Source organism: Curtobacterium sp. CFBP9011, assembly GCF_034045095.1.
Classification (GTDB): Bacteria; Actinomycetota; Actinomycetes; order Actinomycetales; family Microbacteriaceae; genus Curtobacterium.
The window spans coordinates 37,841-51,914 of the sequence record NZ_JAXCWN010000003.1 but is presented as its reverse complement, the minus strand read 5'-3'; the positions used below and the strand labels follow the sequence as shown (position 1 = coordinate 51,914).

Here is a 14,074-nt window from a genome sequence, read left to right as displayed (position 1 = left end):
GCACAGAGAGGTGCACGCATGTCGACCATCTCCACCCGGCGCCCCGCCGGCCGGACCGGCGTCGGCCGTCCCACCGTGGGCCGCGGCCCCGGTGGCGGCCCGGCTCGGCCCCGCAACTCACTCACCCACCCGCCCCGGACCGGCGCGGTGCTCGTCGCGCCAGCGATCCTGTTCGTCGCCGTCTTCGTGCTCGCGCCGCTCGTGTTCGCGCTGTACATCTCGTTCACGAACTGGCCGCTGATCGGGTCGTACCGGTTCATCGGGTTGCAGAACTACCTGACGCTGTTCCAGGACCCGACGTTCGTGCACGCGATCCTGTACACGCTGCTCTACACGGCGATCGTGACCCTGCCGATCCTGGCGCTCGGGTACTTCCTCGCCGTGCTCGTCCGGGCCCGCCGCCGTGGCAGCACCGTGCTGCGGACGGTGTTCTTCCTGCCCTACGTGGTCGGGCTGACGACGCTGTCGTTCATGCTCGTCCTCGAGGCGCAGCCGAACTCGGGCGCCGTGAACCTGGTGCTCCGCTGGCTCGGGATCACCGACGGCAGCACCGCGTGGCTCGTCAACGGCCCGCTGGCGACGGTGCTCATCTGCGTGCTCGTGGTCTGGGCGGTGTCCGGGCTGACGATGGTGCTGCTCATGTCGGCGATGCAGGGCGTCCCCGACGAGGTCTACGAGTCCGCGCAGCTCGAAGGCGCGTCGTGGTGGCAGACCGAGCGGCTCATCACCATCCCGATGATCCGCTCGACCATCGCGCTGAGCGTCATCATCTCGGTCATCGGGTCGCTGCTGGCCTTCAACCAGTTCTACATCCTGACCCAGGGCGGGCCGGGCACCGAGACCACGACCATCGTCAACGCGATCTACAACCGCGGGTTCGTGAACCTGCAGCTCGGGGCCGCGACCGCCCAGTCGATCGCCCTGGTCGTGGTGATCGCCGCCGTCACGGTGGTCCAGTTCTGGGCACTGCGAGAGAAGGACTGACGCCATGAGCACCACGACCTCCCGTGCCGCCCTCGGGGCGCCGGACCTGTCCACGCGCACCCTCACCACCACCGGCGACGGGCGTCGTCGCCGCCACCAGCAGGGCAGCGTCCAACACCCGCGCGACACCGCGGTCAAGCGCACCCTCTACGCGATCGCCGGCGTCGGGTCCGCGCTGGTGTTCGGCGTCCCGCTGCTCTGGTCGATCCTGCGGGCGTTCCAGTCCGAGGCCGTCATCACCCAGGCACCCGACCCGGCGACGTTCTTCCAGCTCGGGTGGCAGAACTTCGCCGCCGTGTTCTCGTCGTCGTCACACCTGCTGACCGGTGTCGTCAACTCGCTCGTCGTGTCGATCGTCACGGCGGTGCTCACCGCGGTGATCGCGACGATGGCCGGGTACGGGTTCGCGCGCTTCCGGTTCCGCGGGTCCGGTGTCGTGTTCGGGCTGGTGCTGCTGACGATGATGGTGCCGTTCCAGGCCATCCTGACGCCGCTGTACCTCGAGCTGAACGCGATGAAGCTCACGAACTCGCTGCTCGGGCTCGTGCTCTTCTACACGACGGTGAACCTGCCGTTCGGGGTGTTCGTGATGCGGAACGCCTTCCAGTCGATCCCGACGGAGCTCGAGGACTCCGCCTTCGTCGACGGGGCCTCGCGCTTCCGGGTGGTCGTCTCCGTGCTCCGCCCGCTGCTCCTGCCCGGGGCGGCGACCGCGGCGCTCTACGCGTTCCTGGCGTCGTGGACGGAGTTCCTCGGAGCGCTGACGTTCCTGACGAAGGACTCGCTGTACACGCTGCCGGTGGCGCTGCTCAACCTGCAGACCGGGGCGTACGGGCAGGTGTCCTACGGCAACCTCGTCGCCGGGTCAGTCGTGGCGATGATCCCGTGCATCGCGCTCTACGTCGGACTGCAGCGGTTCTACGTCGCCGGGTTGTCGTCGGGCGCGTTGAAGGGCTGACGACCGGGCCGGCGAGACCGGTCGGACGAGCAGCAGGGGCGGGCACCGGTCGGTGTCCGCCCCCGCTGCGTGCGCTCACGTGCTGCGCCGGACCACCAGCTCGGGCTGCAACAGGGCGTCGTCGTGCTGACCGCCCTCGAGCAGCGCCCGCGCCGAGGCGAGCACCCGCTCCCCCATCGCCTGGAAGTCCTGGCGGACGGTCGTCAGCGGCGGGGTGAAGTGCGCCGCCTCCGGCACGTCGTCGAAGCCGATCACCGCGACGTCGTCCGGCACCCGCAGTCCTTCTTCGGCGAAGGCGTGCAGGACGCCGAGCGCCATCTGGTCGTTCCCGGCGAACACCGCGTCGACCGCGGGGACGTCCATCGCCCGGCCGGCCGCGAAGCCACTCGCCGGGGTCCAGTCGCCCTCGAACACGACCGGGGTCAGGCCACGGGCACGCATGGTCCGGTCGTAGGTCGCACGACGCACCTCGGCCTCCTGCGAGACGGTCGGCCCGGCGATGTGCACGATCCGGCGGTGCCCCAGGGCGAACAGGTGCTCCAGCGCCAGGGTCGCACCCGCGGCCTGGTCGATGGCGACCGCGGAGATCGTCGCTCCGCCGCTGCCCGGCACGACCAGGTCGGTCGGCAGGGCGTCGCGCTGGACGGCGTTCGCGACGACGACGGGCACCGTCACCGGCAGCGTCAGCGACGCGAGGGCGTCGAGCACCCGGTTGTCGGCGGCGACGAGGACGACCGCGGCGACGTCCTGCGCCAGCAGGGTCGACAGCGCTTCGGAGAGGTCAGCGGGCTTCGGGTCGTCCGGCAGGGTCGAGAGGAGCACGTGGTACCCGGCTGTCCGGGCGGCGCGTTCGAAGCCGATCGCGGTGCTCGACGGTCCGTAGAGCGCATCGCCCGCGCTGACCAGTCCGAGGGCTCGGCTACGGCCGCCGGCGAGGGCCCGGGCCGCTGCCCGGGGTCGGTAGCCGAGGGCGGTGACGGCGTCGGTGACCTTGGTCCGGAACTGCTCCCGGACGGTCGGGTCCCCGTTGATCACGCGGGAGACGGTCTGGTGGGAGACGCCGGCCCGTTCGGCGACGTCGAAGATCGTCGGGGCCTTGCGTCCCCTGCCGTTCGGCGTCGCGGTCGTCGTCATCCGGTCACCGTACCGCGACACCAGTTCGGGGACACGACATCCCGATCCGGTCTCGACGAGTTGACACCGCTCGGCGGAGACCACATGATGTGAGCGCTCACTTGGAGCATCACATCCCCAGCGGGACACAGCAGCCCCGCACCTGAACGCGTCGATGTCGACGCGAGAGGAACAGAGGTACTTCGATGAAGAAGCGCAGGATCGTCGCGGGCGTCGCAGCCCTCGGCCTCGCTCTCTCCCTGGCCGCTTGCTCCGCCGGCGGTGGTCGTTCCGCGACCGGCGACGGTGGCAGCAGCACCGACAACAAGGGCGCCCTCGTCGGCGTCGCGATGCCCACGAAGGTGTCGGAGCGCTGGATCAAGGACGGCAACGCCGTCAAGAGCGACCTCGAGAAGAAGGGCTACAAGGTCGACCTCGAGTACGCAGACAACAAGATCCCGCAGCAGGTCCAGCAGGTCAGCAACATGATCACGAAGGGCGCGAAGGTCCTCATCGTCGCGTCCATCGACGGTGGTTCGCTGTCCGACCAGCTCGACGCCGCTGCCAAGGCCGGCATCAAGGTGATCTCCTACGACCGCCTCCTCACCGGCTCGAAGAACGTCGACTACTACGTCTCGTTCGACAACGAGAAGGTCGGCGTCGACCAGGCCACCTCGCTCCTCACCGGGCTGGGTGTGCTCGACGCGGACGGCAAGAAGACCGGCAAGAAGGGTCCGTTCAACATCGAGGTGTTCGCCGGCTCGCCCGACGACAACAACGCCACGTTCTTCTTCAACGGCGCGATGAAGACCCTCAAGCCGTACATCGAGGACGGCACCATCAAGATCGGCTCCGGCCAGGACGGCTTCACGCAGGCCGCCACGCAGCAGTGGGACCCGGCGACCGCCAAGGCCCGCATGCAGAACCTCGTCGCGAAGTCCTACTCGGGCGGCACCACGCTGAACGGCGTGCTCTCCCCCTACGACGGCATGTCGATCGGCATCATCTCGGCACTGCAGGGCGCCGGCTACGGCACCAGCAGCCGTCCGCTCCCGACCATCACGGGTCAGGACGCCGAGGCCGCGTCGGTCAAGTCGATCATCAACGACCAGCAGTACTCGACCATCTACAAGGACACGCGCAAGCTGGCGACCGAGTCCGTGAAGATGGCTGACGACCTGCTGACGGGCAAGAAGCCCGAGGTCAACGACACCAAGAGCTACGACAACAAGGTCAAGGTCGTCCCGACCTACCTGTTCCAGCCGACGGTCGTCACGAAGGACAACTACAAGAAGGTCCTCGTCGACTCCGGCTACTACAAGGAATCCGACCTCCAGTAGGTCGCACCCCTCTGACGGACCGGAGGCGCGGCGCGGTCCCGCACCGCGCCTCCGGTCTGTCCTCCCCCTATCACTTCGAGCGCGCACCAGCGCGCGGAACGGAAGGCGGTCGACGTGGCGGACACCATCCTCGAGATGCGCGACATCACCAAGACGTTCCCCGGTGTGAAGGCGCTGCAGGGCGTCTCCATCGAGGTCGAACGCGGCCAGGTCCACGCGATCTGCGGCGAGAACGGCGCCGGCAAGTCGACGCTGATGAAGGTGCTGTCGGGCGTCTACCCGGCCGGCACGTTCGACGGCGAGATCCTCTTCGAGGGCCAGCAGGTCCGGTTCTCGAACATCAACGACTCCGAGGAAGCCGGCGTCGTCATCATCCACCAGGAGCTCGCCCTGAGCCCGTTCCTGTCGATCGCCGAGAACATCTTCCTCGGCAACGAGCGGTCCAAGGCCGGCTTCATCGACTGGAACAAGACGAACCTCGCCGCGGCCGAACTGCTCAAGCGGGTCGGTCTCAAGGACAACCCGATCACGAAGATCGTGGACATCGGTGTCGGCAAGCAGCAGCTCGTCGAGATCGCGAAGGCGCTGTCGAAGAAGGTGAAGCTCCTCATCCTCGACGAGCCGACCGCCGCCCTCAACGACGACGACTCCGCGCACCTGCTCGAGCTCATCAAGTCGCTGCAGGCCGAGGGCATGACGGCGATCATCATCAGCCACAAGCTGAACGAGATCAAGGCGATCGCGGACAAGGTCACGATCATCCGCGACGGCCAAACGATCGAGACGCTCGACATGCACGCCGACGAGATCTCCGAGGACCGCATCATCCGCGGCATGGTGGGTCGCGACCTGTCCAGCCGCTACCCGGAGCACGAGTCGAACGTGGGCGAAGAGCTCCTCCGCATCGAGGACTGGAACGTCCACCACCCGCTCGACGCCTCGCGCCAGATCATCCACGACGCGAACCTCATGGTCCGCGCCGGTGAGATCGTCGGCATCGCCGGCCTGATGGGCGCCGGACGCACCGAACTCGCGATGAGCGTCTTCGGGCACTCGTACGGCACCGGCATCAGCGGCACCGTCTACAAGCGCGGCGTCCCGATCAAGACGAACACGGTGTCGGCGGCGATCGACAACGGCATCGCCTACGCCACCGAGGACCGCAAGCGCTACGGCCTCAACCTGATCGACGACATCAAGCGCAACGTGTCGGGCTCAGCCCTCGGCAAGCTCGCCAACTGGGGCTTCGTCAACAGCTCCGAGGAGACCACGGTCGCCCGCGGCTTCCTCAAGAACATGAACATCAAGGCCCCGACGGTGAACGCCGTCACGGGCAAGCTCTCCGGCGGCAACCAGCAGAAGGTCGTCCTGTCGAAGTGGATGTACGCCGACCCGGACGTGCTGATCCTCGACGAGCCGACCCGCGGCATCGACGTCGGCGCGAAGTACGAGATCTACACGATCATCAACGCACTCGCCGACCAGGGGAAGGGGATCATCGTGATCTCCTCCGAACTCCCTGAACTGCTCGGCATCTGCGACCGCATCTACACGCTCTCCGAGGGTCGCATCACGGCGGACGTCCCCCGCTCCGAAGCGACGCCCGAGACCCTCATGCAGTACATGACCCAGGAACGGGAGACCCCAGTCAATGAACGCGCTTAAGTCCGCCGCCAGCTACCTCACCGGGCAGCTCCGACAGATCGGCCTGTTCATCGCGCTGATCGTCATCGTGATCTTCTTCCAGGCGACGACCGGCGGGATCACCCTCGCGCCGATCAACGTCTCGAACCTGGTGGTGCAGAACAGCTACATCCTGATCCTCGCCATCGGCATGGTGATGGTCATCATCGCCGGCCACATCGACCTGTCGGTCGGTTCCGTCGTCGCCTTCACCGGTGCGATGGCCGGCGTCATGATCACCCAGTGGCACATCCCGTGGCCGATCGCGGTCGTCCTCTGCCTGGTCCTCGGCGCCCTCGTCGGTGCCTGGCAGGGCTTCTGGATCGCCTACTTCGGTATCCCGGCGTTCATCGTGACCCTGGCGGGCATGCTCGCCTTCCGCGGTGCCGCCCAGATCGCCCTGCAGAACCAGCAGATCTCGCCGTTCCCGGAGGGCTTCCGCTCCCTGGGCTCCGGCTTCCTGCCGGCCTTCGGCACTTCGGGCTACGAGCCGCTCACGATGATCCTCGGTCTCGCCGCCTCGGTGATCCTGGTCATCACGGCGTTCCGTGGTCGCGCGACCCGTCGCAAGTACCAGCTCGAGGACGAGCCCTTCGCCTGGTTCATCACGAAGCTCGTCTTCACCATCGCGCTGGTCATGTTCGTCGCGGTGCTGCTCGCCAGCTACAACGGCACCCCGATCGTGCTCGTCATCCTCGGCGTCCTGGTCATCGTGTACTCGATGGTCATGCGCAGCTCGGTGTTCGGCCGTCACATCTACGCGATCGGCGGCAACCCGCTCGCCGCGCAGCTGTCCGGCGTCAAGACGAAGCGCGTCACGTTCCTGCTCTTCGTGAACATGGGCGTCATCGCGGCCCTGGCTGGTGTGGTCTTCACCGGTCAGCTCAACCTGGCCTCGCCGAGCGCGGGCAACGGGTTCGAGCTCGACGCCATCGCGGCCGTCTTCATCGGTGGCGCTGCCGTCACCGGTGGCATCGGTACCGTGCCGGGCGCGATCGTCGGTGGTCTGATCATCGGCATCCTGAACAACGGCATGTCGATCCTCGGTGTCGGCACCGAGTACCAGCAGCTCATCAAGGGCCTGGTGCTCCTCGCTGCCGTCGCGTTCGACGTCTTCAACAAGCGTCGCGCGGCCAGCAGCCGCAAGTAGCAGTACCGCCGCCGAGACTCGGGCTGGGCGACAGGACGCGCATCATCTGATGCGCGGAACGTCGCTCAGCCCGAGTCTCGTTTCTGTCCGCGCTTGCGTTCGCGTCTCCGGTCAGCGGGTCAGGACGGCCCAGCCGGCGGCCGGGAGACGCACGGTCCCGTCGCGCAGGTCGCCCGCGCCCGCCTCCACCCGCGTCGCGTCGGCGGCGGGCAGCACCACCGGATCAGGCGAGAGGTTCAGGGCGGTGACCACGGCCTCCCGGTCGGTGGCGGTGCGGAGGACGAGGGCCGTGTTGTCCAGGTGCACCACGTCGGTGTGGGCGCGGTGCAGCCACGGGTGCCGGCGGCGGAGCGCGACGAGCGTCTGGTGGGCGTGCAGGACCTCAGCGGCCGTGCCGCTGACCTGCGGCGGGCCGGGCGGGAAGGTCGGACGGACGGCGTCGTCGCCGCCCTCACGGTCCTCCTTCACGCCGGTCCAGGCGAACTCGTCACCGGCGTAGACCGACGGGGTGCCGGCGACCGTGAAGAGCACCGCGATGGCGTGGCCGACGAAGCGCTCCCCCACCGCCGAGGCGATCCGCGTGACGTCGTGGTTGCCGACGAAGGTGCTCGGTGCGAAGGTGGCGAGCAGTTCGTCGTGGCGCTCGATCGCGTGCGCGAGCTCGTAGCAGTTGCGGTCCGCGATGCCGTGCCAGATGCCCTGCCACAGTTCGTACTGGGTGGTGGAGTCCATCGTCGACTCGCGGACGATGCGCGCGGTGTCGCCGTGGATGACCTCGCCCGAGAACCAGGCGTCCGGGAACCGCTCGCGGACGCGGGGCAGCACCGTCGCCCAGAACGCCGGCGGCACCGCGTAGGCCGCGTCCAGCCGCCAGCCGTCGACGCCGCGCTCGAGCCAGTGCGTCATGACCTGGACGACCAGGTCCTCGGTCGCGGCCGCGGTGTGGTCGAGCGCGACCAGGATGTCGTGCCCCTCGAACGACCCGACGGGGACCGGCTGCCCGGGCTGCCACCCGGACCAGTCGACGGCGAAGAGCGGAGCGGTCTCGGCGTCGGGCCCGTGCTCGGCGAGGGCCCGGAAGGCAGGGTGCTCGCGGCCGACGTGGTTGAAGACACCGTCGAGCAGGACCCGGATGCCGCGGTCGTGGGCGGCGGTGACGAGTCGGTCGAAGTCGTCGTCGTCGCCGAGCCGCGGGTCGATCCGGAAGTGGTCGACCGTGTCGTAGCCGTGCGTCGAGCTGGCGAAGACCGGACCGAGCAGCAGGCCGTTGAGGCCGAGGTCGACGACGTGGTCGAGCCACCCCTCCAGATGTCCGAGGCGGTGCTCCACCGGGCGGTCGGCGCCGCTGTCGGTGCTGCTGTCGGTGCTGCTGCTCGGGCGGATCTCCGCTCCGACGAAGCCGAGCGGGTAGACGTGCCACCACATCACGTGCTCGACCCAGGCGGGCTCGGGAGTGCGGTCGACGTCGTGGTCCATCCCTGCATGCTGCCAGCCGGGCCTGGCCGGAACCGCGGATCGGGGTACCACCAGCCTGGAAGCGCGTCGGTGACGAGGACGATCATGGGTGCATGGGACGAGCCATCCGCACCGAGGACGACGCACGCCGACTCGACGCCGCACATGCCGAGCGCACCTGCGCCTCGTGCGGCCGCCGGATGCCGGACTCGGCGAGCCCGGACGCGAAGTGGTGCTCCGACGCCTGCCGTCGGCACAAGCTCGACGACACCGACCGGACCCTCGAGCGCACCATCGACGAGCTGCTCGACGCCCGTGCCGCGACCTCGAGCATCTGTCCCTCGGACGCCGCCCGTGCGATCGGCGGTGACGACTGGCGGGACCTGATGGAACCCGCCCGCCGCGCTGCCCGACGCATGGTCGCCCGCGGCGAGGTCGAGATCACCCAGGGTGGGAACGTCATCGACCCGTCCACCGCCAAGGGGCCGATCCGCATCCGCCGTCCGCGCTGAACGACCATCCTGCGCCCGGCGTCAGCGCCGCCGGGGTACACGACCCTCGGCCCCGGCCGTGAGCGGCGGGATCGAACGGATTACCGTCAGCAGCACGCGCCGGGGACCCTCGGCGGATCCCCGCAGGAAGGAACACCATGTCGCTCGCAGACAAGGCCAAGGACGCCACCCAGAAGATCGTCGGCAAGGCCGAAGAGGCCGTCGGCAAGCACACCGACGACGCCGAGCTCACCGCCCAGGGCCACAAGGACCAGGGCATGGGCGAAGCTCGCATGGAGACCGAGAAGGCCAAGGACGCCGTCGACGGCAAGTGACCGCCGGCACCACCACGTGACGCCCGTACCGCTCGCGGTGCGGGCGTTCGTCGTTCCCGGGCTTGTACCGCGGATCGGTACACGTGTACACGGATCGTGTACACCGTCAGAAGGCGTACCGGATTCGGCAGGACGGCAGGTTCTCGGCGACGAGCTGCCGGAAGCGTTCGAGGTGCCGCGCCTTCATCGCCGCGCGGTACCGGATGTTGACCGCACCGTTCTGGGACAGCTTCTGCTCCTGCAGCTCCGGACGCCAGAGCAGGTCCTCGGCCTTCGGGTGCCAGCCGAGGTTCACCTCGTGCAGTTGCTCGTTGTGCGTGAGGAAGATGACCTCGGCCGCCAGCTGGGCCTTCGCCGCGGGCGACAGGACGTCGTCGACCTCCCGCAGCATCGCGGCCCAGTCGGCTTCCCACGTCGGGGTGAGGATGACGGGCGAGAAGTTCAGGTGGACCTCGTACCCGGCATCGACGAAGTCGTTGACGGCGGCGATCCGTTCGGCGATCGGCGAGGTGCGGATGTCCGTCACCTTCGCGGTCTCGTGGGGCATGAGCGAGAACCGGATCCGGGTGCGTCCCATCGGGTCCCAGTCGAGCAGGTCCCGGTTGACGTACTTCGTCGCGAACGATGCCTTCGCGGTCGGGGTCATCCGGAACAGGTCGCAGAGGTCGCGGACGTTGTCGCTGAGCATCGCGTCGACCGAGCAGTCGCTGTTCTCGCCGATGTCGTACACCCACGCGTCGGGATCGCACTGGTTCGGTTCGGTCTTCGGACCCTGCTTGTGGATGTTCCGGGCCAGGTGCTTCGTGATCTGCTCGATGTTCGCGAAGACGGTGATCGGGTTGCTGTAGCCCTTGCGCCGCGGGACGTAGCAGTACGCGCACGCCATCGCGCAGCCGTTCGCGGTCGAGGGCGCGATGAAGTCGGCGGAGCGACCGTTGGGCCGCGTGACGATCGACTTCTTCACACCGAGCACGAGCGCCTCGGTCTTGATCCGGACCCACCGCGCGACGTTGCGCTCGTCGCCGTGCACCTCGGGGATCTGCCAGTGCGACGCGACCGGGACGATCTCGGCGTCCGGCCAACGCCCGATGATCTCCTGGCCCCGCGGCAGTTCGAGGGCGGCGTCTTCGGCGTAGATGCGTGTGACGTCGAGCAGCGGGCGCATGCGGGAGTCGGTCATCGCAGTCCGTTGTACCCGCCACCACCGACAGCTCTGACCTCGCTCGGGCAGACTCGGGGCATGACCGCTGGCGTGGAGGACGACCACTTCTTCGTCGTGAACGGACGACGGTGGCGGCGGACGGACCCGGCGCTCCCCGAGGACGTCGCTGCTCGGCTCCGGTCCCACCTCCGCCGCGGGCGGAACGGGGTGAAGCTGGCGAAGCGGGCCGGGGACGAGGACGCCGTCGCGCGGGCCCGACACCGGAACGGCCTCGCCAAGCACGGGCTCGGCGAGCGGGGGCCGGAGTGGTGGACCCGACCCGAGCCCGAGCGGCTGACCCAGGCCGAGCAGGCCCTCGCGGACCTCGACTGGCTCGACGAGTCGCCGTGACCGACGACGAGGTCATCCGTGCTCCCGCGTGGGAGCGGAGCGCGAACACCGCCGCACTCGGTCCCCTGCAGATCGTGGTCGGCGCTGTCCTCATCGCGGTCGCCTTCGTCCCGGAAGCGTCGGCTCGCGTGTTCATCGTGGCCCTCGGGGTACTGATGGTGGGCTTCGGCGCGTGGACGACCGCTCGTGCTCGGCGGGTCGCGGTGCGCCTGGGCGACCAGGAGCTCCGCTACGACGGGTACGTCCTGAGCTGGTCGGTGCCGCGCGCGCAGATCACGACCGTGCTCGACGACGGGTACGTCGAATGGGTGGACGAGACCGGGCACCAGCGCCGCCGACAGATCGGGCTCCTGACGAAGGCCTACGAGGACGACGGCACGAAGTTCGCCCCGTACTGGATCTGGCGTCGGGAGGGCCTCCTCCGCGTCCGGGAATGGGCCGGCGCCCGGGCGTTCTGACGCAGTACCCGTCAGCCGAGGTCGCACGTTCTGCCGCCCGGGGACCGCCGACCCGGCCGGTCGTGCGACTTCAGCGACCGGGCGACGGCGCGTCGTGCAACCTCGGCGCCCCCGCGCGGCAGCCACGGCGCACCGCGCCCCCGGCTCACCCGTCCGATGGACGCGGCTCCGGCGATTCCCCACCTTCCGGATGAGGTGCGAGCGATCCTCGCCGCCGTAGGCTCGTCGCGGCGAGGACGCCGAGGACCGAGGGGGACCATGAACGACATCACGCACACGGGCGCACTGGTGGGGCTGCGCACCGGCACGACGACGGCCGAGGGACCGGCCGGCGCCCGGGTCGGCGTGCTGCTCGAACTCTGCTCCGAGGACGCCGCGGGCGTCCGCCGACCGTGGGAGCTCCTGGTGACGCCGGCGCAGGCCGCCGCACTCGTCGAAGCCGAGCGGACCGAGCCCGGGGTGCTCGTCCGCTTCGCCGGTGAGCGTCTCGGCGACCGCAGTGGCGTCCCGGTGGTGCGGGTCGGCCGGATCGCGGTGCTCGTGCCGGAACCGACCTGCTGACGACGAGCGACTGCGCACCACACGACGAACGGCCCCGGGCATCCCGGGGCCGTTCGTCGTGCGGGCGGGTCAGACCACTCAGCCCTCGGTGTGCCCGAGTGACGGTTCGACGCACAGGCACACGGTGCGCGCCGCCGAGGCGTGCACCTCGAACACGACGACCTCGTTCCGACCCGCCCGGAGCACCGGCCCCGGCACGGCCAGCGTGCGCTGCGGCCCACGCGACCAGTACCGGCCCAGGCAGAAACCGTTGACCCAGGCGACGCCCTTCCGGAACCCGTCGAGCGCCAGGTAGCGGTCGAGGTCCGCGCCGCGCTCCGGCAGCTCGAACGAGCCCATCGCGAACACCGGACCGGCGAGGGTCTCCCCCGTCGACACACTCGACACAGCCGACACAGCCGACACAGCCGACACACTCGACACCGGTGCGGTCCGCAGCGCGTCGAGCGCCGCCTCCGGCACCGGGTCGAGCGCCAGGGGCGACACGGTCCAGCGCGACAGCACGTCGCCGCCGATCCGGACGGCGCCGATCAACCCCTTCGGCTCACCGATCCGGGGACCGTAGTCGACGCGGCCCTGGTCCTCGACGAGCAGTTCCAGGAGGCCCGTCACCGGTGGCAGGGCGATCGCACGGTCGTGGTGCTCCCGCTCCAGGACGCCGACGGTCCGACCGTCGACCCGGACGAGCACGCGGTCGCGGACCTCCTCGGCGACGGTCAGCACGCCACCGGTGGGCAGGTCGACCTCCGTCCGGTACAGGACGAACCCGGAGGCCGCGCCCAACTGGTCGAAGGTCGGTGGCGTCTCGTGGGTGGTCCAGCTGGTGATCGTCGGCAGCAGGTCGACGAGCGGCAGGACGTGGTCGAGGCGGACGGCGACGTCCGCGGCGGGGGTGGGTCGTGCCTCCAGGCCGTCAACCGACGAGGACGCGAGCCCGGAACCGGACGCGAGCCGACCGGACCCGCCGGGCTGCATCGACGCCGGCAACTCCGGGACGGGCGCGTACCGGGCGATGACGTCACGGAACGCGTGGAACTTCTCGGTGGGGCGGCCGGCCTCGTCGAGCGGGGCGTCGTAGTCGTACGACGTCGCGATCGGCCGGTACACGCCCTTGTCGTTCGCGCCGTTCGTGAAGCCGAAGTTCGTGCCGCCGTGGAACATGTAGACGTTCACCGAGCCGCCGGCGGCGAGCAGGTCGTCCAGGTCCGAGGCCGAGGCGGCGGCGGAGGTGGTGTGGTGGTGCTCGCCCCAGCTGTCGAACCAGCCGTCCCAGAACTCCGAGCACATCAGCGGCCCGGTCGGCTGCGCCTGCCGCAGCCGTGCCAGGCGCTCGGTGGAGCGGGACCCGAACGAGCCGGTCTTGTGCAGCGACGGCAGAGAGCCCTCCTCGAGCATCGAGTCCATCGGCTGGTCGACGCTCGTGAAGGGGACGGTGAGCCCGATGTCGCGGTGCATGCGCTCGAGCTTCTCGAGGTACACCGGGTCGGAGCCGTAGGCGCCGTACTCGTTCTCGACCTGCACGAGCACGATCGGGCCACCGGCGTCGATCTGCCGGGGCACCAGGATCGGGGCGAGGGCGTCGAGGTAGCGGCCGACGGCGGCGAGGAACTGCGGTTCGTCGCGGCGGATGCCGACCGTGCCGTCGGTGAACAGCCAGAACGGCAACCCGCCGTTGGTCCACTCGGCGCAGATGTAGGGGCCGGGGCGGACGATGGCGTGCATCCCCTCGGCGGCGACCAGGTCCAGGAACCGGCCGAGGTCCAGCCCGCCGGTGAAGTCGAAGGTGCCGGGGGTGGCCTCGTGCGCGTTCCAGGCGACGTAGGTCTCGACGGTGTTCAGGCCCATGAGCTTGGCCTTGCGGATCCGGTCGGCCCACAGGTCGGGGTGGACGCGGAAGTAGTGGATCGCACCGGAGAGCACCCGGTGCGGCTGCCCGTCGAGCAGGAAGTCGGTGTCGCCGATGGCGAAGCGCATGTCGTTGCTTTCTGTGGGAG

General features: G+C 69.5%; 14 protein-coding genes. 10 read left to right on the top strand and 4 right to left on the bottom strand.

Annotated elements, in window-relative coordinates:
• Window positions 1-18 precede the first annotated feature (18 nt).
• On the top strand, window positions 19-984 hold the full coding sequence (locus SOM35_RS07510) for a carbohydrate ABC transporter permease (RefSeq protein ID WP_221852307.1): 966 nt from the start codon (window positions 19-21) through the stop codon (window positions 982-984).
• Window positions 985-988: 4 nt separating this feature from the next.
• The gene (locus SOM35_RS07505; protein ID WP_320514944.1) at window positions 989-1,942 is read left to right on the top strand and encodes a carbohydrate ABC transporter permease; all 954 of its coding nucleotides are present in this window, start codon (window positions 989-991) and stop codon (window positions 1,940-1,942) included.
• 75 nt (window positions 1,943-2,017) lie between these two features.
• On the opposite strand, the gene SOM35_RS07500 is transcribed toward SOM35_RS07505, so the two are convergent.
• Complete coding sequence (locus SOM35_RS07500) at window positions 2,018-3,076, bottom strand: LacI family DNA-binding transcriptional regulator (RefSeq protein ID WP_146248131.1); 1,059 nt, start codon at window positions 3,074-3,076, stop codon at window positions 2,018-2,020.
• A 185-nt stretch (window positions 3,077-3,261) separates the two neighbouring features.
• Here SOM35_RS07500 and chvE point away from each other — a divergent pair, with 185 nt between their 5' ends.
• The 3 genes from chvE (at window position 3,262) to mmsB (ending at window position 7,228) form a co-directional block, all read left to right on the top strand.
• Window positions 3,262-4,395, top strand: coding sequence for a multiple monosaccharide ABC transporter substrate-binding protein (gene chvE, locus SOM35_RS07495; protein ID WP_320514943.1), 1,134 nt, complete (start codon window positions 3,262-3,264; stop codon window positions 4,393-4,395).
• Window positions 4,396-4,509: 114 nt separating this feature from the next.
• Entirely contained in the window at window positions 4,510-6,060 is a 1,551-nt protein-coding gene (gene mmsA / locus SOM35_RS07490) for a multiple monosaccharide ABC transporter ATP-binding protein (RefSeq protein ID WP_320514942.1), read from the top strand.
• Window positions 6,047-7,228 carry a multiple monosaccharide ABC transporter permease gene (gene mmsB, locus SOM35_RS07485; protein WP_111074771.1) on the top strand — a complete coding sequence of 394 codons (1,182 nt, stop codon included), beginning with the start codon at window positions 6,047-6,049 and terminating at the stop codon, window positions 7,226-7,228. The genes mmsA and mmsB overlap by 14 nt, the downstream gene beginning before the upstream one ends.
• Before the next feature lie 111 nt (window positions 7,229-7,339).
• Here the strand turns inward: mmsB and SOM35_RS07480 are convergent, their stop codons facing one another.
• Window positions 7,340-8,704, bottom strand: a complete 1,365-nt coding sequence (locus SOM35_RS07480) for an alpha-amylase family glycosyl hydrolase (RefSeq protein ID WP_320514941.1) — start codon at window positions 8,702-8,704, stop codon at window positions 7,340-7,342.
• A gap of 92 nt (window positions 8,705-8,796) precedes the next feature.
• On the opposite strand from SOM35_RS07480, the gene SOM35_RS07475 reads away from it, so the two are divergent.
• Window positions 8,797-9,195 (top strand): DUF3253 domain-containing protein, encoded by a 399-nt coding sequence (locus tag SOM35_RS07475; protein ID WP_221852294.1) that lies wholly within the window; start codon window positions 8,797-8,799, stop codon window positions 9,193-9,195.
• A 137-nt stretch (window positions 9,196-9,332) separates the two neighbouring features.
• Window positions 9,333-9,509, top strand: coding sequence for a CsbD family protein (locus tag SOM35_RS07470; RefSeq protein ID WP_221852292.1), 177 nt, complete (start codon window positions 9,333-9,335; stop codon window positions 9,507-9,509).
• Between the two features lie 106 nt (window positions 9,510-9,615).
• Here the strand turns inward: SOM35_RS07470 and SOM35_RS07465 are convergent, their stop codons facing one another.
• Window positions 9,616-10,689: a spore photoproduct lyase family protein gene (locus SOM35_RS07465; protein ID WP_320514940.1), complete on the bottom strand. Its 1,074-nt coding sequence runs from the start codon at window positions 10,687-10,689 to the stop codon at window positions 9,616-9,618.
• Between the two features lie 60 nt (window positions 10,690-10,749).
• On the opposite strand from SOM35_RS07465, the gene SOM35_RS07460 reads away from it, so the two are divergent.
• The 3 genes from SOM35_RS07460 (at window position 10,750) to SOM35_RS07450 (ending at window position 12,080) form a co-directional block, all read left to right on the top strand.
• Window positions 10,750-11,061 (top strand): biopolymer transporter Tol, encoded by a 312-nt coding sequence (locus tag SOM35_RS07460; RefSeq protein WP_320514939.1) that lies wholly within the window; start codon window positions 10,750-10,752, stop codon window positions 11,059-11,061.
• Window positions 11,058-11,519, top strand: coding sequence for a hypothetical protein (locus SOM35_RS07455; RefSeq protein WP_320514938.1), 462 nt, complete (start codon window positions 11,058-11,060; stop codon window positions 11,517-11,519). The genes SOM35_RS07460 and SOM35_RS07455 overlap by 4 nt, the downstream gene beginning before the upstream one ends.
• A 258-nt stretch (window positions 11,520-11,777) precedes the next feature.
• A complete protein-coding gene (locus SOM35_RS07450) occupies window positions 11,778-12,080 on the top strand; it encodes a hypothetical protein (RefSeq protein ID WP_320514937.1) in 303 nt (100 codons plus the stop codon).
• A 78-nt stretch (window positions 12,081-12,158) separates the two neighbouring features.
• Here SOM35_RS07450 and SOM35_RS07445 read toward each other — a convergent pair whose 3' ends face one another.
• A complete protein-coding gene (locus SOM35_RS07445; RefSeq protein WP_320514936.1) occupies window positions 12,159-14,054 on the bottom strand; it encodes a glycoside hydrolase family 35 protein in 1,896 nt (631 codons plus the stop codon).
• Window positions 14,055-14,074 lie beyond the last annotated feature (20 nt).

Excerpts from the sequence above, each read along its gene's own strand:
- SOM35_RS07470 (WP_221852292.1), top strand. The coding sequence starts at position 9,333 with ATGTCGCTCGCAGACAAGGCCAAGGACGCCACCCAGAAGATCGTCGGC.
- SOM35_RS07460 (WP_320514939.1), top strand. The coding sequence starts at position 10,750 with ATGACCGCTGGCGTGGAGGACGACCACTTCTTCGTCGTGAACGGACGA.
- SOM35_RS07510 (WP_221852307.1), top strand. The coding sequence starts at position 19 with ATGTCGACCATCTCCACCCGGCGCCCCGCCGGCCGGACCGGCGTCGGC.
- SOM35_RS07500 (WP_146248131.1), bottom strand. The coding sequence starts at position 3,076 with ATGACGACGACCGCGACGCCGAACGGCAGGGGACGCAAGGCCCCGACG.
- SOM35_RS07505 (WP_320514944.1), top strand. The coding sequence starts at position 989 with ATGAGCACCACGACCTCCCGTGCCGCCCTCGGGGCGCCGGACCTGTCC.
- SOM35_RS07445 (WP_320514936.1), bottom strand. The coding sequence starts at position 14,054 with ATGCGCTTCGCCATCGGCGACACCGACTTCCTGCTCGACGGGCAGCCG.
- SOM35_RS07450 (WP_320514937.1), top strand. The coding sequence starts at position 11,778 with ATGAACGACATCACGCACACGGGCGCACTGGTGGGGCTGCGCACCGGC.
- SOM35_RS07475 (WP_221852294.1), top strand. The coding sequence starts at position 8,797 with ATGGGACGAGCCATCCGCACCGAGGACGACGCACGCCGACTCGACGCC.
- SOM35_RS07480 (WP_320514941.1), bottom strand. The coding sequence starts at position 8,704 with ATGGACCACGACGTCGACCGCACTCCCGAGCCCGCCTGGGTCGAGCAC.
- SOM35_RS07465 (WP_320514940.1), bottom strand. The coding sequence starts at position 10,689 with ATGACCGACTCCCGCATGCGCCCGCTGCTCGACGTCACACGCATCTAC.
- mmsB (WP_111074771.1), top strand. The coding sequence starts at position 6,047 with ATGAACGCGCTTAAGTCCGCCGCCAGCTACCTCACCGGGCAGCTCCGA.
- chvE (WP_320514943.1), top strand. The coding sequence starts at position 3,262 with ATGAAGAAGCGCAGGATCGTCGCGGGCGTCGCAGCCCTCGGCCTCGCT.